This window comes from Actinomadura graeca (assembly GCF_019175365.1).
In the GTDB taxonomy this organism is placed as follows: Bacteria; Actinomycetota; Actinomycetes; order Streptosporangiales; family Streptosporangiaceae; genus Spirillospora; species Spirillospora graeca.
Genome location: NZ_CP059572.1, coordinates 3,108,377 through 3,126,889, shown reverse-complemented (window position 1 = coordinate 3,126,889; position 18,513 = coordinate 3,108,377). Strand labels below are relative to the sequence as shown.

The window sequence follows — 18,513 nt, the reverse complement described above, 5'->3', positions numbered from 1 at the left end:
TCATGCCCGCGCACACCGAGAACGCCATCGTCATCGCCGCCCCGCTGGACTTCACCTGGGAGGTCACGAACGACGTCGCGGGCTGGCCCGGGCTGTTCGGCGAGTACTCGGCCGCCGAGATCCTGGAGCAGGAGGACGGGCGGGTCCTGTTCCGGCTCACCATGCATCCCGACGACGACGGCAACGTCTGGTCCTGGGTGTCGGAGCGGATCCTCGACCGCGGATCCGCGACGGTCACCGCCAGGCGCGTCGAGACCGGGCCGTTCGAGTACATGCGCATCCACTGGGCCTACGAGGAGGTCCCGGAGGGCACCCGGATGGTCTGGAAGCAGGACTTCCACATGAAGCCGGGGGCGCCCGTGGACGACACCACGATGGAGGCGCGGATCAACCGCACCAGCAAGGTCCAGATGGCGCTGGTCAAGAGCCGGGTCGAGGAGCGCTTCCGCGCCCAGGCGGCCACGGCCTGAACGGGGTGCCCGCGGCGGGCCCGCCGCGGGCGGATCAAGTCTTTTCCTGGACTTCTCTTAGGGGGACCGGTGGACCTCACGACGACCGCATTGCCCGAGACCCTCCTGAGGAGGGAGCGCCACCGAGGCGGCGCCCTCGCCTTCCGCTTCCTCGCCGACGGGACCGGCGACACCCAGACGGACTGGACGTATCGGGACCTCGTCGCGCATGCGGCGGGCGTCGCCGCGGCGCTGGACGGCATGCGCGGCCGCAGGGTGCTCCTCGCCGTGGACCCGGGCCTGCACTACGTGGCCGCGCTCTTCGGCATCCTCGCCGCCGGTGCCACCGCGGTGCCGTGCTTTCCGCCCGACGGGGGCCGGGCGGCCGCCCGCTTCCTGTCGATCATCGCCGACTGCTCGCCCGACGTGGTCCTGGTCTCCGAGCGGTTCGCGGGGCGGGCGGCACGGCCCGCGGCGGACCTGCCCCCGCAGGCCCGCCGCATGCGGTGGCTGGTCGTCGGCGACGATCTGTTCCGGCGGGGCGGCGCCGTCCTCTGCCCGGAACCCGGCGTCCGCCCGCACGATCCCGCGCTGCTCCAGTACACGTCGGGTTCGACGGGGGACCCCAAGGGGATCGTGCTGACGCACGCCAACCTCATCAGCAACTGCCTCGTCCTCGAACGGAACATGCGGTCCGAGCCCGACCGGGTCGGCTGCTCGTGGCTGCCGCCGTACCACGACATGGGCCTGATGGGGACGATCATGCCGGCGGTGCACGGGGGGTGGCCGCTGGTCATGCTCCCGCCCGCGCACTTCGTGCAGCGCCCCTACCGCTGGCTGAAGGCGATCACCGACAACCGGGTCACGGTCTCGGTCGCCCCGAACTTCGCCCTCGACCTATGCGTGGAGTCGGTCACCGACGAGGAGATCGAGACACTGGACCTCGGCTCGCTGCGGCAGCTGTACTGCGGCGCCGAGCCGCTGCTGAAGCCGACGCTCGACCGTTTCCGCGACCGTTTCGCGCCCTGCGGGTACAAGGAGTCCGCGCTCACCCCCTGCTACGGGATGGCCGAGGCGACCCTGTTCGTCTCGGGCAAGCCCAACGGGACGGTGCCGCGCACCCTCCCGATCGCCAAGCGGGCGCTGGAACTGGGCGGCGTGAGGCTCGCTGACGCCGAGCCGCGCCCCGGCAACGGCGACGCGGGCGACACAGGCGACGCGGCGGAGACGGGAGACGCGGCGGAGACGGCCGAGGTGGTCGAGGCGGTCAGCTGCGGGGAGGTCGCCGACGGGCACGAGGCGCTCATCGTCGATCCCCGGACCCGCCGTCCGGTGCCGTCCGGGACGGTGGGGGAGATCTGGCTGAGCGGCCCCAACGTCGCCGGAGGGTACCTCGGACGGCGGGACCTGACCGCCGCGACGTTCGGGGTGCGACCGGAGGGCGGCGGGCACGAGGCGTCCTACCTGCGCACCGGTGACGCCGGCTTCCTCTTCGAGGGCGAGCTGTACGTGACCGGCAGGCTCAAGGACGTCATCGTCATCGCCGGCCGCAACCTGTATCCGCACGACATCGAGGTCTCGGTGCTCAGGGCGGACCCGGGCCTGCGCCGCGCCGTCGCGGTCTCGGCGTACGGCCCCGACGGCGAGGAGCGGCTCGCGGTCGTCGCGGAGCTGCGCCGCGCGGGCCGCCGGACCGCCGCCGCCCTGGAGGCGATCCGGGAGGCGATCGTGGCCCGGGTGACGGCCGAGCACGGGGTCCGCCCGGTGGGCGTCCACATCGGCCCGCCGGGGACCATCCCCCTCACCACCAGCGGGAAGGTCCGGCGGGCCGCCACCCGGGAGAGGTTCGCGCAGGGACGGCTCAAGACGCTGACCCCGGCCTCGACGCAGGCACAGGCGCCGACACGGGCACAGGCAGAGGCGCGGCCGCAGGCGGCGCGAGGGGAGCGGGCGAGATGACCGCGGAACCGGCCGCCCGGCCTTCGAGGACCGACACCGACGCGCAGGCCCGCCGCCTGGCGTACGTGACGGTGTGCGTCCCGGCGGCCGGGTTCGCGGCGGCGGTGCTGTACTCGCTCCGTCACGGCTTCACGAAGGTGGACGGCGCGCTGCTCGGCGCGATGTACCTGACGACCGCGCTGGGCGTCGAGGGCGGCCTGCACCGCTTCTTCTCGCACCGCGCCTTCGCCGCCAGGCCGGTGGTCACGGCGGCCTGGGGCGTGGCGGGGAGCATGGCGGCGCAGGGCCCGATCGTGTTCTGGGTCGCGACCCACCGCATGCACCACGCGTTCACCGACACCGACCGCGACCCGCACTCGCCGCGCCCGATCGGGGACGGCAGGCTGGCGCGGCTGCGCGGGCTGTGGCACGGCCATGTCGGCTGGCTGTTCACCGTCCGGCGGGACAACTGGAGCCGGCACGTCCACGACCTGCTGGCCGACCGCACCGTCATGCGGGTCGACCGGCTGTACTTCGGCTGGGTGGCGCTCGGCCTGGCGCTGCCGGCCGTGCTCGGCGGCGTCCTCACCGGGAGCGCCGCCGGGGCGGTGGGCGGGCTGCTGTGGGGCGGGCCGGCCCGGATCTTCCTGCTCGACCAGGTGACCTGGGGCATCAACTCGATCGGCCACACCTTCGGCGCCCGGCCGTACGCGACCCGCGACAACAGCCGCAACGTCGCGGCGCTGGCGCCGGTCTCGGTCGGCGGCTCCTGGCACAACAACCACCACGCGCGGCCGTCCGCCGCCCTGAACCGCCACACCTTCTGGCAGCTCGATCTGACGGGGGTGTTCATCCGGCTGCTGGACCGGCTCGGAGCCGTCCGCGACGTGCGCTACCCCGGGCCCCTCACGAACGGACCGGAACGAACGACGAAGGAGAGGTAGCAGCGTGCCGACCGCATCACCCGAGGCCCTTGAGGCCGCCATCACCAGGCTCGACCGTCCGGGACGCCTGGTCAAGCGGGTCACCGCGTTCCTGATCATGGCGCTGCCGGGGCTGGGCTTCCTCGTCGCGCTCACCCTGCTCTGGCGGGGGGCTTTCACGACGACCGACCTGGTCCTGTTCGCCGTCATGTACGCCGTCCACATGGGCGGCATCACCATGGGGTTCCACCGCTACCTCGCGCACCGCTCGTTCAAGACCTCCCGGGCGTTCGAGGCGATCCTGCTCATCAGCGGGTCGATGGCCGGTCAGGGTCCGATCATGTTCTGGGTCACCACGCACCGCCGCCACCACCGCTACAGCGACCACGAGGGCGACCCCCACTCGCCGAACCTGCACGGCAAGGGCCTGCTCGGACGCCTGCGGGGCCTGTGGTGGGCGCACATGCCGTGGATGTTCAGCGACGAGAGCGCGCGCTGGAGCGTCTTCGCGCCCGACATCCTGCGCGACCGGCGGCTCTTCTCCTACCACCGCACCTATCCGATCTGGGTCCTGACCGGCCTGGCGCTGCCCGCGGCGGCCGGGTTCGCGGTGGGCCACACCCTGACGGCGGCGTTCACCGGCTTCGTCTTCGGCGGGCTGGCGCGGATGTTCGTCGCCAACCAGGCGGCCTGGGCGGTCGGCTCGCTGTGCCACATGTGGGGCGGACGGCCGTTCGAGAACGGCGACCGCAGCGCCAACAACTGGCCGGTGGCCGTCGCGACGTTCGGCGAGGGGCTGCAGAACAACCACCACGCCTTCCCCGGGTCGTACCGGCACGCCGTCGCGTGGTGGGAGCCGGACCCCAGCGGGTGGGTGCTCACGCTGCTGGGCAAGGCCCGCGTCGTCCGGGACCTGCACCAGCCGAGCAAGAAGCGCATCGCCGAGCGCAGGGCCCGCGCCCGGCGGATCAGGGAAGAGGCACGCCGCGGGACGGCCGCCGCGCCGACGGCGACCTCCGCCGCGCCGACGGCGACCTCCGCGGACGACTCGTCCTGGGTGGCCACATGAAGGCCGCAAGGGGACGACGCACCGCCCGGAGACGGCGCCGCACCGGCGCCGCACGCACATCCGCAACACGGAACCGGCATGGATGGGAGCGCGAGACCGCATGATCGGGAGAAACAGGAAAGCCTCGAAGCCCGACGGGCCTCTGACCGCGGACTCGCTGCGGCACTGGCTGACCGAGACCCTGGCCGGGCGGATCGGCATCGATCCCGGCGACCTCGACACGGCGAGATCCTTCGAGTCCTACGGGCTCGACTCGCGTGTCGCGGTCCAGGTCTCGGGCGCGCTGGAGCGGTTCGTCGACCGCCGCCTCTCGCCCGGGCTGCTGTACGCGTACCCGACCGTCGACGAGCTCGGCGACTACCTCGTCCAGGAACTGGACCTGGCCGAACGGACCTGACCCGCCCGGGGGGACGGCCCCGGGCCCGCTCCGGTCCGTGCTCAGTGCAGGCCGCGCTTGCCCGGGGTCCAGAACGGCTTCACCCTGACCGAGGCGCGGGGCCACCCGCGGTCGCGGACCAGATGGTCGCGGATCATCTGGCAGGTCCTGGCCTCCCCGGCGACGTAGGCGGTGCCGGGCTCGTCGGGCAGGGCGAGCTCGGTCACCCCGGCGAGGAGCGTCTTGGAGTAGTGGGCGGGCGCGCCGTGCCGGTGGACGCGCCGCAGCTCCAGCGGACGGGGCATGGGGATGTCGTCCTCGGGCGACTCGCTCTCCAGCACCCCGAAGACGCGCGCCGAGCCGTTCAGCGCGCCGATCATCGGGCCGAACGCGGCGCTCGCGGTCTCCTCGCCGACGAAGAGGTGGTAGTCGGCCTCCTCGTGCAGGAAGAACCCCGACTGGTGGCGCCAGAACGTCACGCGGTCGCCGGGGCGCGCCTGCGACGCCCAGCGCAGTCCGATGCCGCCGCCGTCGCTCTCGTACAGGTGGGCGAGCAGCTCGAACGCCTGCGGCTCGTGCTCCCGGATCGTGTAGGTGCGCAGGGTCTCCAGGGGCTTCAGGAGGCCGCGCGGCGACAGCGGGTCGTTGACCTGGATCCGCACGTGCTGGCCGGGACTGTAGGGGAACGGGATCGGCTCGCCGGTCTCCAGCCGGATCCGCCGCATGGTCGGCGTCACCAGGTCGGCCTCGGTGATCGTCGCCTCCATGAAGTACTTGGCGAACGCGCCGGTCAGCGGGTTGCGCATCCGATCTCCTTAATGACTCTAAGAGTATCTAGAGGTATTAAGCAATCATAGATGCCCTAAGATGTCAACGGAGGTGGACGATGACGACGAGCCGGCGGGACAGGCAGCGGCAGAGGACCCTCGCGGAGATCCGGGGGGCGGCGCGGGAACTGCTGACCACGAAGGGGCCGGAGGCGGTCACCATCAACGCGGTCGCGCGCGAGGTGGGCATGAGCGGCCCGGCGCTGTACCACTACTTCGCCGGGCACGAGGAGCTGGTCGGGGCGGTGACCGCCGACTGCTACCGCGAGCTGGCCGAGGAGATGGAGGCCACCCGGGACGCCTACGACACGCTCACCCTCCGGTTGCTGGCCACCTGCCGCGCCCTGCGGGCCTGGGCGACGTCCCATCCCGCCGAGTTCCGCTGGATCTTCGCGAGCCAGATCGCGCCGCCGCACCAGCTGCCGGACTCGGAGTGGTACCAGGCTGGGCAGCGTTTCGGCGGCGTCTTCCTCGCCCAGGTCGCCGAACTGTGGCGGACGCGGCCGTTCCCCGTCCCGGACGACCTCGACGAGTCGGTGCGCGAGCAGCTGCGGGATTATGCCGGGACCATCGGCGACCTCCTCCCGCCCGAGGCCCTGCACGTCGTGATGAAATGCTGGATCAGGTTGTACGGGCTCGTCTGCATGGAAGTCCTCAACCAGCTGGACTTCGCCTATTCCGATCTTGGACCCGTCTTCGAGGAATGCCTGCGCGAGCTGTGCCCGCTGCTCGGTCTGGAATATGTGGCCCCCGTCTGATCCCGCGTTTTGTGATGCCGATGTGCTTCCAGTGGACGGGGAATGACGGGAGATCGCCGCAATAGGCCGCCGAGAGGCGGGATATAACGACGTCGCCTACCCTTGGTGCACCGCGGTAAATCGCATGAGAGGGGTGGCGCGGAGTGTGCCCGAATTCGACTCGTCATGGACCCGTGAGGGATGCGGCATGAACGGCCACCCCGCTTATGCCCCCTACGCGCTCACCGAGCGGCTGGAAGAGCGGCTCGGAGATCCCCGCGATCCCGCGCGGACCTTCTCCCTGGCATGCGTCGCCGAGCTGGACAGGCGCGAGGAATTCCCCGCCGACATCTGCCGCGAGCTGGACGGGATCGGCTTACCCGGCTACTACGTCCCGCGGCGGTACGGCGGGGCGGTGCGGACGTTCGAGGACACCCTCCAGGTCGCGCGGGTGATGGCCCGCCGCGACCTGACGACGGCGATCGGCCACGCCAAGACCTTCCTCGGCGGCGTGTCGGCCTGGGTGGCCGGGGATCCCCGGCAGGCGGGGCGCGTCGCGGCGGAGATCCTCTCCGGGACCGTCGTGTCCTGGGGGCTCACCGAGGCCGAGCACGGCAGCGATCTGCTGGCGGGCGAGGTCGAGGCCGTCCCCGCCGACGGCGGCTACCGCGTCACCGGCGAGAAATGGCTGATCAACAACGCCGCCCGCGGCGACATCGTCTGCCTGCTGGCGCGGACCGACCCGGCGGGCGGGGCGCGCGGTTTCAGCCTCCTGCTGATGGACAAGCGCCGCCTGGCCCCCGGGACCTTCCGGCCGCTGCCCGCCGTCCGGACGCACGGCATCCGCGGCGCCGACATCAGCGGCATCGCGTTCGACGGCGCCTTCGCCGGGGAGGGCGAGCTGGTCGGGCCCCCGGGCGGCGGGCTGGAGACGGTCCTGAAGGGGATGCAGCTCACCCGCACACTGATCGCCGGGCTGTCCCTCGGCGCCGCCGACCGCGCGCTCCGCCTGGCGACCGCGGCCGCGCTGGAGGACGGGCCGGGCGGCCGCCCGTCCGTCCGTCCGCACACGGCCCGCACACTCGCCGAGTCCTACGCCGACCTGCTCGCCGCCGAGGTGCTGGGCCTGGCCGGCGCCCGCGCCATCCACGCCCTGCCCGCCGAGCTGAGCGTGCTGTCGGCGGTGGTCAAGTATTACGTCCCCACCAGCGTCGACGAGCTGATCGCCCGGCTCGGGCAGGGCATGGGGGTGCGGGCCTTCCTGGAGGACGGCCCCGGCGGCGGCCTGTTCCAGAAGGTGGAGCGCGACCACCGCATCGTCGGCATCTTCGACGGCAACACCCTGGTCAACCTCAACGTCGTCATCAACCATTTCCCGGTGCTCGTGCGGGCCTACCGCGCGGGCGGATTCGACGAGGCGGGCCTGGACGCCGCCGTGGACCTGTCCGCGCCGCCCCCCGAGTTCGACCCCGGCCGCCTCGGGCTGCTGTCGCGCGCGGGATGCTCGCCCGTTCAGGCGCTGCCCGCCTCACTCGCCGAGCTGGAGAAGGCGGCGCCGCCCGCCGTCGCGGACCGCGCGAGGGCACTGGCGGAGATCACCGACGACGTCCACGAGCGGATGGCCGCCCACCGGCCGTCCGCGGGTCCCGCGCCGACCGCCGCGTTCGGCCTCGCCCGCGACTACGCCCTCTGCGCCGCCGGGGGCGCGTGCGTCCGGTTCTGGCTGCGCAACCGCGAGCACCCGGCCGCGGCCGACCCGCGCACGGCGGGCCTCTGGCGGGACGCGCTCTGGCTGGAGGCGGCGCTGACCCGGCTGCTGGACCGGCTCCGGCCAGGCTCGTCCGACGGCGGGGTCCTCGACCGGCTGCTCCCCGAGATGGCCGCCCAGTACCGCTCCGGGCTGCTGTTCTCCCCGCTGCCCTGCGACCTCCCCGAGGACGGATCATGACCGAGGCGACGCCGGACGACCTGGAGACCCGCCTCGGGGATCCCCGCGACCCGTCCAACCCGCTGTCCTACGAGGCCGTGACGGCGGCCGACGAACGCGGCGAGCCCCTCGCCGCCGGCGAGGACATGCTGGACGGATTCGGGCTCAACGCCGAGTTCGTCCCCGCCCGCCTCGGCGGGCGGCTCGTCCAGGCCGACCGGATCGGGCTGCCGGTGCGCGCGCTGTTCCGCCGCGACCCCTCGCTGGGCCTCGGCTACGGCGTCACCAGCTACGCCGCCGCCGTGCCGGTGTGGGTGTCGGGCTCGGACGACCAGCAGGCCCGGCTCGCCGCCCTGCTGCTGCGCGGCAGGAAGGTCGCGGCGGCCTACCCCGAGCCGCCGCACGTTGACGACCCCGCCCGCGGCGGGCCGGCCGCCCGCCCGGATCCGGCGGGCCTCGTCCTCGACGGCCGTGAGGAACTGGTCGGCAACGCCGCCCGCGCCGACGCGATCGTGCTGCTCGCCCGCACCGGCGACGGCCCCGGCGACCGCTCCCACCTGCTGGTCGAGACGGCCGCGCTGCCCCCCGGCCGTCTCGTCCACCTGCCGCGTGCGCGTACCTCGGGCATGCGCGGCCTGCTGCTCGGCGGGATCGAGTTCGACGCCTGCCCCGTCCCGGACGAGGTGGTGGGGGAGCGCGACGCGGCCATGGAGACGGTGCCGCCGGTGCTCCAGGCGACCCGCGCCGTCCTGCCCGGCGTGGTCATCGGCGCCCTCGACACCCAGCTGCGCGTCGCCGTGGACTTCGCGCGCGGCCGGACCCTGTACGGGGGGTCGGTCGCCGCGTTCCCCAACGTCCGCTCGGCCCTGGTCGGCGCCTTCCTGGACGTGCTGGTCTGCGACGTCCTCGCCACCGTGGCCGCCCGCGCGCTGCACCTGATGCCCGGCGAGGCCGGCATGCTGACGGCGGCGGCGAAGCACCTGGTCCCGAGGCTGCTGCACGAGGCGTCCTACAGCCTGTCGGTCACCGTGGGCGCCCGCTCGTACATGCGCGAGGGCCGGCACGCCGTCTTCCAGAAGCTCATGCGCGACATCCCGGTGGCGGCGTTCGCGGACGCGGGCGCCGCGGTCCGCGCGACGGCGATCGTCCCGCGGCTGCCCGGTCTCGCGACCGGCGCCCGGGACGCCGCCGAGCCGCCGGACGCGCTGTTCGACGTCGGCGGCGACCTCCCGGAGCTGGACTTCGGGCGGCTCACGGCCGACGGCGGGACCGCCCGCGGTCTCGGCGCGCTGCTCGCGGCCGCGGCGGCGGACGGCGACCCGCGCGTCGCCGGGCCCGGCGGCCGTCTTGCGGCCGAGCTGGACCTCCTCACGGCGCGCTGCGCCGCCCTGCCCCCGCACCCCCCGGAGCGGATCGGCCTGCCGCGGGGGACGCGCCCCCGCAGCGGATCGTGGCGGCGAGCCGCGAGGCCCACGACCTGGCCGGCCGCTACACCGTCCTGCTCGCGGCGGCCGCGTGCGTCGGCGTGTGGCGGCGGGGCAGCGGCTTCACCGCCGGGCCGGACTGGATCGCGGCCGTCCTCGCCCGGCTGGAGTCCCGGCTCGGGCCGCCGGTACCGGCCGCCGTCACCGGGGCGACGGAGACGCCCCTCGCGGTCGAGACGGCCCTGGCGGCCGAGCTGACCACGCGCTTCGACGGCCATCTGACGTTCGACCTGCACGCCGGGCGCTTGGCCGGCTGACCGGCCGACCTGCCTGGCCCGGCCGTCCCCTCAAGCCCCCACTGCGGATCCACCGCGTTCTCACCGGACGCCCACCGCGCTCTCACCGCCCGCTCATCGCGTTCTCGCGCATTCCCGCCGGGCCGCTTATCCGGCCTGCCAGACCACGTAATTCCCCGGCAATGTGCTGATCGAGAAGCACGTGGTGCAGAATTCCATGCGACGGACTTCTCCGCCGATGTCCTGATCCGGCCAACCCGTTTTCAGGGGCTGGAAGGGTGTTGCAGGCTTGGAGCCGTTGAAAGCGGAAAGACAAGGTCAAGAACGGGGAGCAATAGCCGGGACGGGGGAGGCTATACGAGTTCGGGGTACTGCCTGCCGATAAATGGCGACCAGCGGAGAGGGCATGGGGCCTTGCCTGCTTCGCCGCCGCGGCCGGCATCGGTTCGGGGATTTTCTCACCTGGTCACTCGTGCACGATGTGCCGAACGCTTCGATTGTGCGTTCACATTCTGATTCGACCATTGGTGCCCGGCAATGGCCGGTGCATCGGTTCATGTCATCAACCGAGTCGCGGATTCCTCTTCGCCCCCGGGTCCACCGGATCACCGGCCGGACCGTCGCGGGGCCCGTCATCCATCACGAAGGCCGAATTCATGGATCCAAGGATCCGGTTCCGAGGGGGTTCGATGTCTGCGCGCCCAGATCCGGGCGGTGCCGCCGGCGGCGGCGCCGTCCCCGCGACGTCCCCGGCGACGACGGACGCCGAGCCGAGGGCGGCCGGTCTTCCCACGCTCATCGACGTGCTGCGGTGGCGTGCCTGCGAGCAGCCCGACCGGCGTACGTACACGTTCCTGACGGACGGCGAGACCGACGAGGCGTGCATCACCAACGCCGAGCTGGACGCGAAGGCCCGCGCCATCGCGGCGGTGCTGCGCGAGCGGGGGCTGGGCGGCGAGCGCGCGCTCCTGCTGTACCCGCCGGGGCTGGACCTCATCGCGGCCGTCTTCGGGTGCCTCTACGCGGGGACGGTCGCGGTGCTGGCCTACCCGCCCGACCCCGGACGGCTCGCCCGGACGCTGCCCCGGCTGCTGTCGATCGTCGCCGACGCGCGCCCGGCCGTGCTGCTGACGACCTCGGCCGTCGCCGAGCTGGGCGAACTGGCGTTCGGGGAGGACCCCGGCCTGAAGGCCCTGCCCCGGCTCACGACCGACGACGTCGACGCCGCCCTGTCCGCGACGTGGCGCGACCCCGGCGTGGACGAGGACGACCTGGCCATCCTCCAGTACACCTCCGGCTCCACCGCCGATCCCCGGGGCGTGATGCTGACGCACGCCTCCCTCGTCGACAACCTCCGCCGCATCCAGCCGTCCTTCGGGTTCCGCCCCGAAAGCCACATGACGCTCTGGCTCCCGCCGTATCACGACATGGGCCTCGTCGGCGGGATCCTCACGCCGCTCTACACGGGCTCGACGGTCACGCTGATGTCGCCGGCGGCGTTCCTGCGACGGCCCGCGCGGTGGCTCCGGGCCATCTCGCGCAGCAGGGCGACGATCGGCGGCGCCCCGAACTTCGCCTACGACCTCTGCGCCCGCAAGGTCACGCCCGAGGACATGGAGGGCGTCGACCTCGGGAACTGGAACCTGGCGTTCAACGGCGCCGAGACCGTCCGGCCGGAGACGCTGAAGCGCTTCGCCGACGCGTTCCGGCGATGGGGCTTCCGCAGCGAGGCGTTCTTCCCCTGCTACGGGCTGGCTGAGACGGGACTGCTCATCAGCGGCGGGCTGATGCCGCCGCCGTCGTTCCGGCGGCATGTCGCCCTGCTCGGGACGGCGGCGCCGGGTCCGGCGCGACCGCCGGACGGGACGGGCGTTTCGTGAGCTGCGGCCCGCTGATCAGCGGGCACCGGGTCATCGCCGTGGACCCCGAGGACCGCACGCCGTGCCCGCCGGGCGGGACCGGCGAGATCTGGATCAAGGGTCCCAGCGTCGCGGCCGGGTACTGGGACCGCCCGGAGGACAGCACCCGGACCTTCGCGGCGACGCTCGCCGACGGCGACGGGCCCTTCCTGCGCACCGGCGACCTCGGGTTCCTGCGCGACGGGGAGCTGTACATCACCTCCCGCATGAAGGACCTGATCATCATCAGGGGCCGCAACATCCTGCCGCAGGACGTCGAGCGGACCGCGGAGACCGCCCACCCGGCGTTGAGGCCGGGCGCGGGCGCCGCGTTCGGCATCGACGCGGACGGCGCCGAGCGGCTGGTGGTGGTGCAGGAGGTCCGCGACGGCACCGCCTCGCCGGACGAGGTGGCCGCCGCGGTCCGCGCCGCCGTGGCCGCCGCCCACGAGGTGCAGCCGCACGCGGTCGTCCTGATCGAGGCCCGGAGCATCCCGAAGACGTCGAGCGGCAAGATCCAGCGCGGCAGGACCCGGGACGCCTTCCTCACCGGCACGCTGCCCGTGCTGGCCGAGCTGCGCGGCGATGCCGTCCCCGCGGCGGAGGCGGAGACGCGGGCCGGCCCGGCGCCCGCCCATGCGCCGGACGCCGGAGACGCCTCGCACGCCGGCGGGCCACCGGACACGGGTGGCGAACCGCGCGCGGGCGGGGCGCCGCGCGCGGGCGGGGCGCCGCTCGGCCGGCAGGACATCGAGGACCTGCTCGTGGCCGAGATCGCGGACTGGCTCGGCGTCGAGCCCGGGGAGATCGAGGTCGGTGAGCCGTTCGTCGGCTACGGGCTGGACTCGGCGTCCGGCGTCGCCCTGGTGGGCGACCTGGAGGCGCTGCTCGGCCTCCGCCTCCCCGAGACCCTGACCTGGGACTACCCCAACATCGCCGCGCTGGCCGAGCACCTCGCCGGACTCGTCGGCGGCCCGTCCGCACCGCCTCTGGCCCGCAAAGGTTGAGCGCCGCATGGAACCCATAGCGATCATCGGAATCGGGTGCCGGTTTCCGGGCGCCGACGGCCCCGGCGAGTTCTGGAGGCTGCTGACGGACCGGACGGACGCCATCTCCGAGGTGCCGCCCGACCGCTGGAACGTCGACGACCTCTACGACGCCGACCCGGCGGTGCCCGGGAAGATGAGCACGCGCTGGGGCGGCTTCGTCCACGACGCCGACCGGTTCGACCGCGAGTTCTTCGGCATCTCCCCCCGCGAGGCGGGCGCCATCGACCCGCAGCAGCGGCTGCTGATGGAGGGCGCCTGGGACGCCCTCCAGGACGCCGGGCAGGTGCGCTCGGACCTCACCGGCAGCGACACCGGCGTCTTCGTCGGCATCAGCACGAACGACTACGCGATGCTCCAGTCCTCGCGGCTGAGCGGCATCGGCGTGTACTCCGGCACCGGCACCGCGCTCAGCATCGCCGCCAACCGGCTCTCCTACCTGTTCGACCTGAGGGGACCGAGCCTCGCCGTGGACACGGCGTGCTCCTCGTCCCTGGTGGCGGTGCTCCTGGCCTGCCGGAGCCTGTGGGACGGGGAGTCGCGGCTGGCGCTCGCCGGCGGCGTGAACGTGATCCTCTCGCCCATGGCCGGCATCAACTTCAGCAAGGCCGGGGTCATGGCCGCCGACGGGCGCTGCAAGACGTTCGACGCCCGCGCCGACGGCTACGTGCGCGGCGAGGGCGCGGGCGTCGTCGTGCTGAAGCCGCTGGCGCGGGCCCTCGCCGACGGCGACCCGGTCAGGGCGGTGATCCGCGGCGGCGCGGTCATGCAGGACGGCCGCACCAACGGGCTCATGGCGCCGAACCGCCTGTCGCAGGAGGCGCTGCTGCGGGCCGCGTACCGGCACAGCGGCGTCGCGCCCGCCGACGTGGACTTCGTCGAGGCGCACGGCACCGGCACGGTGCTCGGCGACCTGATGGAGGCCCAGGCGCTGGGGTCCGTCCTCGGCGCCGGCCGCCCGCCGGGCCGCCCGTGCGCCGTCGGCTCGGTCAAGTCGAACATCGGCCACCTGGAGGCCGCCGCCGGGGTCGCGGGCCTGATCAAGACGGTGCTGGCGCTGGAGCACCGCCGCCTCCCGGCCAGCCTCCACATCGAGGAGCCGAACCCGCGCATCGACTTCGAGGCGCTGCGGCTGCGGGTGGCCGCGGAGCCCGCGCGCCTGGACGGCGACGGGCCGGTCCGGGCGGGCGTCAGCTCGTTCGGGTTCGGCGGCACGAACGCGCACCTGGTGATCCAGGAGGCGCCGGGCGGCGACCGTGCCGGCGTCCCCGCCGGTGACCGCGGCCCGGCGCGGGCGGGCGGGACCGTCCTGATCCCGTTCTCGGCCCGGACGCCCCAGGCGCTGCTCCAGGTCGCGGAACGGCACCTCGGCGCCTTCGGCCACGACCTCCGGAACGGCAACGGCTCGCCCAACGGCCAGGGACCTTCCGACGGCGACGACCCGCCCGACGGCGCCGGTACGTCCAACGGGAACGGCCCCGGCGCCGCGCGCGACCTCGACGTCGCGCACGACCTCGACGACATTGCCTACACGGCCGGTGCCCGCCGCTCGCACCACCGCCACCGCCTGGCGCTCGTCACGGGCAGCCGCGAGCGGGCGGCCGACCAGATCCGGGCGTTCCTCAAGGGCGAGACCCAGGGCGGGACGGTCTCGGGCGACTCCGGTGCCCAGCGGCGGCGGAAGCTGGTCTTCGTCTGCTCCGGGCAGGGGCCGCGCTGGTGGCCGCTCGACCCGGCGCTGCGGGACGAGCCGGCCCTGCTCGCGAAGCTGGAGGAGTGCGACCGCCTCATCCGCGCGGAGGCCGGCTGGTCCCTGCTCGATCAGCTGTGGGCGGACGAGGCGGCGAGCCGTCTCGGCGAGTCCGACCACTGCCAGCCGGCCCTGTTCGCCGTGCAGGTCGCGCTGGCGGGACTGTGGCGGTCGTGGGGCGTCGTCCCGGACGCCGTGGTCGGCCACAGCATGGGCGAGGTGGCGGCGGCGCACCTGTCGGGCGCGCTGAGCCTGGAGGACGCCGTCCGCGTCGTCTGCCATCGCGGCCGGCTGATCCGGACGGTCGCCGGGCGGGGGCGGATGGCCGTCGCCGAGCTGACCGCCGACGCCGCCCGCGAGGAGCTGCGCGGCCGGGAGGACCGGCTGGCCGTCGCGGCGGTCAACGCCCCCGCCTCGACGGTGTTCACCGGTGACCCGGAGGCCGTCGAGGAGGTCGCGGAACGGCTCCGGAAGCGGGGCGTGTTCTGCCGCGTCCTGGAGTCGGTCGACTTCGCCTCGCACGGCCCGCAGATGGAGCCGCTCACGGCCGACCTCGCCGCCGCCCTCCGCGACGTGCGCCCGGCGGCGGCGCGGCTGCCGATGTACTCGACGGTGACCGGCACGACCGCGGAGGAAGGGTCGCTCGACGGCGCCTACTGGGCCAGGAACATCCGGGAGCCGGTCCTGTTCGACACGGCCGTCGCCGGTCTCCTCGACGGCGGCCACGACGTGTTCGTCGAACTGTCGCCGCACCCCGTGCTGCTGCCCGCCATCGCGCAGGGCACGCAGGCCCGCGGGAAGAGCGCCGCGCTCCTGCCGTCCCTCCGCAGGGACGAGCCGCCGCGCCAGAGCATGCTGGCGTCGCTGGGCGAGCTGTACGTCCTGGGGTTCGAGCCCGCCTGGACGGGCCTGTACCCCGCCCCGCGCCGCCCGGTGCGGCTGCCGGGCTACCCCTGGCAGCGCGAGCGGCACTGGCTCGCCCTTCCCGGCGGGCAGGCGGGCCCGGGCAACGGCACCGGCCACCCCCTCCTCGGGCACCACGTGCGGCTGGCCGACGCCGCGGCGGGCCACGTGTGGGAGAACACCATCGCCGCTGAGGCGCCCGCCTTCCTCGACGACCACCGGGTCCAGGGCGCGACGGTGGTCCCGGGCGCCGCCTGGCTGGAGATGGCCCGGGCCGCCGCGGCGCAGGCGTCCGGCGGGACGCCCGGTGCCGCGATCACCCTGACCGGGTTCGAGCTCCAGCGCATGCTCGTGCTGGGCGATGACGCGGCCGCGCTCCAGGTGCGCGTGTCCGGCGCGGACGGGACGGGCCTGGCCTTCCGCGCCTACGCGCGCCCGGCGGACGACACCCGTGGCAGGCCCGGATGGACCCTGCACGCGACCGGGAGGATCGTGCCCGCCGGCCCGGCGGAGGACGACCTCCGGGCGCTGGACCTCGACGCCGCCCGCACCCGCTGCGGGAACGAGATCGCCTCCGCCGACTTCTACGAGGCGATGCGCTCGCGCGGGATGGAGTACGGCCCCGCGTTCCAGGCGGTCGAGCGGCTCTGGTCGGGCGAGCGGGAGGCGCTGGCGGTCCTCGCGGTGCCCTCCGCGACCGTCCCCGAGGTCGGCGCGTACGGCGTCCACCCGGTGCTGCTCGACGCGGGCCTCCAAGTCCTGGGCGCCGCGGTCCAGGCCGGGACCGGCGCCGACGAGCGGCGGCCCTACGTCCCCGCCGCCGTCGGCCGGGTCGTGGTGGCGCCCGGAACATCCGGCGCGGGCGCCCCGCGACGCCTGTGGGCCCACGCGCGCCTGCGCCCCGCCGACGGTGCCGCTCCGGCCGACGGCGCCGTCCCGGCCGGGGTGGTCGGGGACGTGCGGCTGGCCGACGACGACGGCACGACCGTCGTCCTCTTCGAGGGCGTGCACGCCAGGCGCCTCGACGGCGGCGTCCGCCCGGCCGCGGCGGCGGAACTCGCCCGCGCCCGCTACGAGGTGCGGTGGCGGCCGCAGGAGCGCACCGCGGCCGGGCCCGCGAAGGCGGCCGGTGGTGGCTGGCTCGTCCTCGCCGACGACGGCGGCGTGGGGGCGGAGCTGGCGGGACGTCTCGCGCGGGCCGGGGAGCCGGTCGTGCGGGTGTCCGCCGGTGACGGCTACGACGAGGCGGACCCGGACCACCTCACGGCCCGTCCCGATCGCGGCGACGACGTGCGCCGCGCCGTGGCGGAGGCGCGTCGGCGGCTGGGGACGCTGCGCGGCGTCGTCCACCTCTGGTCCCTGGACGCCCCGGCGCCGGAACGGACCGGCACCGCCGGCCTCCGCGCCGCGCAGGACCGGGGCGTGGTGAGCGCCCTCCACCTGATCCAGGCGCTCACGGACGACCCGCCGCCCGGTGCCGCGCCGCGCCTGTGGCTCCTGACCGGCGGCGTCCACGCCGTGGACGACCCGCCGCCCGCCGTGTCGGTCGCGCAGGCGCCCCTCTGGGGGCTCGGCAGGGTCGCGCAACTCGAACACCCCGAACTGCGTCCGACGCTCGTCGATTTGGAGCCCAGCCCGGGCGCCCCGGCGGCGGAGTGGCTCGCGGGCGAACTCCACGCGGACGACCCCGAGACCCAGGTGGCGTATCGAGCCGGGCGGCGGCACGTGGCGCGCCTGGTGGGCACCGGGTCGCGGCGCGCCGTCCCCGTCGACGTCGTGCGCGGCGACGCCGCGTACCTCGTGACGGGCGGGTTCGGCGCCCTCGGCCTGCTGACGGCCCGGTGGCTCGCCGGACGGGGCGCGCGCCACCTCGTGCTCGTCGGCCGGAACGCGCCCGGCGCCGCCGCCGAGGAGATGCTGCGGGAGCTGCGGGGCGCGGGCACCGAGGTCACGGTGGCACGGGCCGACGTGGGCGACGAGGAGGCGCTGGCCCGCGTCCTCGCCGAGGCCGCCGCGTCCATGCCGCCGGTGCGGGGCGTCGTCCACGCGGCGGGCGTCCTGGAGGACGCCACGCTCGGCACCCTCGACCCGGCGCGGCTCCTGTCCGTCCTCGAACCCAAGGTCGCGGGCGCCTGGAACCTGCACCGCCTGACCGCCGGCCTGCCCCTCGACTTCTTCGTGCTGTTCTCCTCGATCGCCGGGACCCTCGGGTCGCCGGGCCAGGGCAACTACGCCGCCGGGAACGCGTTCCTCGACGCGCTGGCGTCGGCGCGGGCGTCCGAGGGCCGCCCGGCCCTGAGCATCGCGTGGGGACCGTGGGCCGGCACCGGCCTGTCGGTCCGCGAAGGCGGCGCGGACCGGCTCGTGGCGCTCGCCGGGATCGAGGGCATCGCCGCCGATACGGGCATGGAGGCGCTGGACCGGCTGCTCGGTCTCCGGACGCCGCAGATCGCCGTCGCGCCGGTCGACTGGAGCCGCTGGGCGTCCGCGTCGGCGGCCTCGGGCGGGTCGCCGCTGGTGTCGGAGCTGGTGGCCGCCGCGGGCGCCGAGGCTGCCGCCGCCGGTGACACCGTCCGGCGGGGCACGCTGACCGCGGACGGGCTGGCCGCCGCGGACCCCGGGGACCGCCGGGAACTGCTGGAGGCGTACCTGCGGGTCGAGATCGCCCGGGCCCTCGACATGCCGCCCGGGCGGCTGGACGTCGAGGAGCCGATGAACAGCGTCGGCCTGGACTCGCTGGTGGCCGTCGGCATCAAGAACCAGATCGAGGTGGACCTCGGCATCTCGGTGCCGATGGTCGACGTGCTGGAGGGGTCGAGCGTGCGGCGGCTCGCCGAGCGGATGCTCCTCCCCGCGACGCCCGAGGTGCCCCGTCCCCCGGCGGGCGACGACGACTGGGAGGAGTTCGACGTGATCTGAGGGGGCCGATCGCGTGCGGGACCGACCGACG

At 74.6% G+C, this 18,513-nt stretch carries 12 protein-coding genes; 11 read left to right on the top strand and 1 reads right to left on the bottom strand.

Translation table 11 applies throughout. From position 1 onward, the window contains the following. Positions 1-2 precede the first annotated feature (2 nt). The 5 genes from AGRA3207_RS13720 to AGRA3207_RS13700 all read left to right on the top strand — a co-directional run bounded on the left by AGRA3207_RS13720 (position 3) and on the right by AGRA3207_RS13700 (position 4,776). The gene (locus tag AGRA3207_RS13720; protein WP_231335006.1) at positions 3-470 is read left to right on the top strand and encodes an SRPBCC family protein; all 468 of its coding nucleotides are present in this window, start codon (positions 3-5) and stop codon (positions 468-470) included. Between the two features lie 69 nt (positions 471-539). After that, positions 540-2,408, top strand: coding sequence for a fatty acyl-AMP ligase (locus AGRA3207_RS13715; protein ID WP_231335005.1), 1,869 nt, complete (start codon positions 540-542; stop codon positions 2,406-2,408). Further along, complete coding sequence (locus tag AGRA3207_RS13710; RefSeq protein ID WP_231335004.1) at positions 2,405-3,331, top strand: acyl-CoA desaturase; 927 nt, start codon at positions 2,405-2,407, stop codon at positions 3,329-3,331. The genes AGRA3207_RS13715 and AGRA3207_RS13710 overlap by 4 nt, the downstream gene beginning before the upstream one ends. Before the next feature lie 4 nt (positions 3,332-3,335). Continuing rightward, positions 3,336-4,379, top strand: coding sequence for an acyl-CoA desaturase (locus AGRA3207_RS13705; protein ID WP_231335003.1), 1,044 nt, complete (start codon positions 3,336-3,338; stop codon positions 4,377-4,379). 100 nt (positions 4,380-4,479) lie between these two features. Next, positions 4,480-4,776, top strand: coding sequence for an acyl carrier protein (locus tag AGRA3207_RS13700; RefSeq protein WP_231335002.1), 297 nt, complete (start codon positions 4,480-4,482; stop codon positions 4,774-4,776). A gap of 41 nt (positions 4,777-4,817) precedes the next feature. On the opposite strand, the gene AGRA3207_RS13695 is transcribed toward AGRA3207_RS13700, so the two are convergent. Then, a complete protein-coding gene (locus AGRA3207_RS13695) occupies positions 4,818-5,561 on the bottom strand; it encodes a siderophore-interacting protein (RefSeq protein WP_231335001.1) in 744 nt (247 codons plus the stop codon). Positions 5,562-5,641: 80 nt separating this feature from the next. Between AGRA3207_RS13695 and AGRA3207_RS13690 the strand changes: the two genes are divergently transcribed. The 6 genes from AGRA3207_RS13690 to AGRA3207_RS13665 all read left to right on the top strand — a co-directional run bounded on the left by AGRA3207_RS13690 (position 5,642) and on the right by AGRA3207_RS13665 (position 18,482). Then, complete coding sequence (locus tag AGRA3207_RS13690; RefSeq protein WP_231335000.1) at positions 5,642-6,340, top strand: TetR/AcrR family transcriptional regulator; 699 nt, start codon at positions 5,642-5,644, stop codon at positions 6,338-6,340. 187 nt (positions 6,341-6,527) lie between these two features. Beyond that, complete coding sequence (locus tag AGRA3207_RS13685) at positions 6,528-8,267, top strand: acyl-CoA dehydrogenase family protein (protein WP_231334999.1); 1,740 nt, start codon at positions 6,528-6,530, stop codon at positions 8,265-8,267. Beyond that, positions 8,264-9,928 (top strand): acyl-CoA dehydrogenase family protein, encoded by a 1,665-nt coding sequence (locus AGRA3207_RS13680; protein WP_231334998.1) that lies wholly within the window; start codon positions 8,264-8,266, stop codon positions 9,926-9,928. The genes AGRA3207_RS13685 and AGRA3207_RS13680 overlap by 4 nt, the downstream gene beginning before the upstream one ends. 727 nt (positions 9,929-10,655) lie before the next feature. Beyond that, complete coding sequence (locus AGRA3207_RS13675) at positions 10,656-11,846, top strand: AMP-binding protein (protein ID WP_273700042.1); 1,191 nt, start codon at positions 10,656-10,658, stop codon at positions 11,844-11,846. Next, entirely contained in the window at positions 11,843-12,871 is a 1,029-nt protein-coding gene (locus AGRA3207_RS13670) for a phosphopantetheine-binding protein (RefSeq protein ID WP_273700041.1), read from the top strand. The genes AGRA3207_RS13675 and AGRA3207_RS13670 overlap by 4 nt, the downstream gene beginning before the upstream one ends. A 7-nt stretch (positions 12,872-12,878) precedes the next feature. Continuing rightward, entirely contained in the window at positions 12,879-18,482 is a 5,604-nt protein-coding gene (locus AGRA3207_RS13665; RefSeq protein WP_231334997.1) for a type I polyketide synthase, read from the top strand. Positions 18,483-18,513: the final 31 nt, after the last annotated feature.

Coding starts and splice junctions, on each gene's coding strand:
- AGRA3207_RS13720 (WP_231335006.1), top strand. CDS start 3: ATGCCCGCGCACACCGAGAACGCCATCGTCATCGCCGCCCCGCTGGAC.
- AGRA3207_RS13710 (WP_231335004.1), top strand. CDS start 2,405: ATGACCGCGGAACCGGCCGCCCGGCCTTCGAGGACCGACACCGACGCG.
- AGRA3207_RS13700 (WP_231335002.1), top strand. CDS start 4,480: ATGATCGGGAGAAACAGGAAAGCCTCGAAGCCCGACGGGCCTCTGACC.
- AGRA3207_RS13695 (WP_231335001.1), bottom strand. CDS start 5,561: ATGCGCAACCCGCTGACCGGCGCGTTCGCCAAGTACTTCATGGAGGCG.
- AGRA3207_RS13690 (WP_231335000.1), top strand. CDS start 5,642: ATGACGACGAGCCGGCGGGACAGGCAGCGGCAGAGGACCCTCGCGGAG.
- AGRA3207_RS13685 (WP_231334999.1), top strand. CDS start 6,528: ATGAACGGCCACCCCGCTTATGCCCCCTACGCGCTCACCGAGCGGCTG.
- AGRA3207_RS13680 (WP_231334998.1), top strand. CDS start 8,264: ATGACCGAGGCGACGCCGGACGACCTGGAGACCCGCCTCGGGGATCCC.
- AGRA3207_RS13675 (WP_273700042.1), top strand. CDS start 10,656: ATGTCTGCGCGCCCAGATCCGGGCGGTGCCGCCGGCGGCGGCGCCGTC.
- AGRA3207_RS13665 (WP_231334997.1), top strand. CDS start 12,879: ATGGAACCCATAGCGATCATCGGAATCGGGTGCCGGTTTCCGGGCGCC.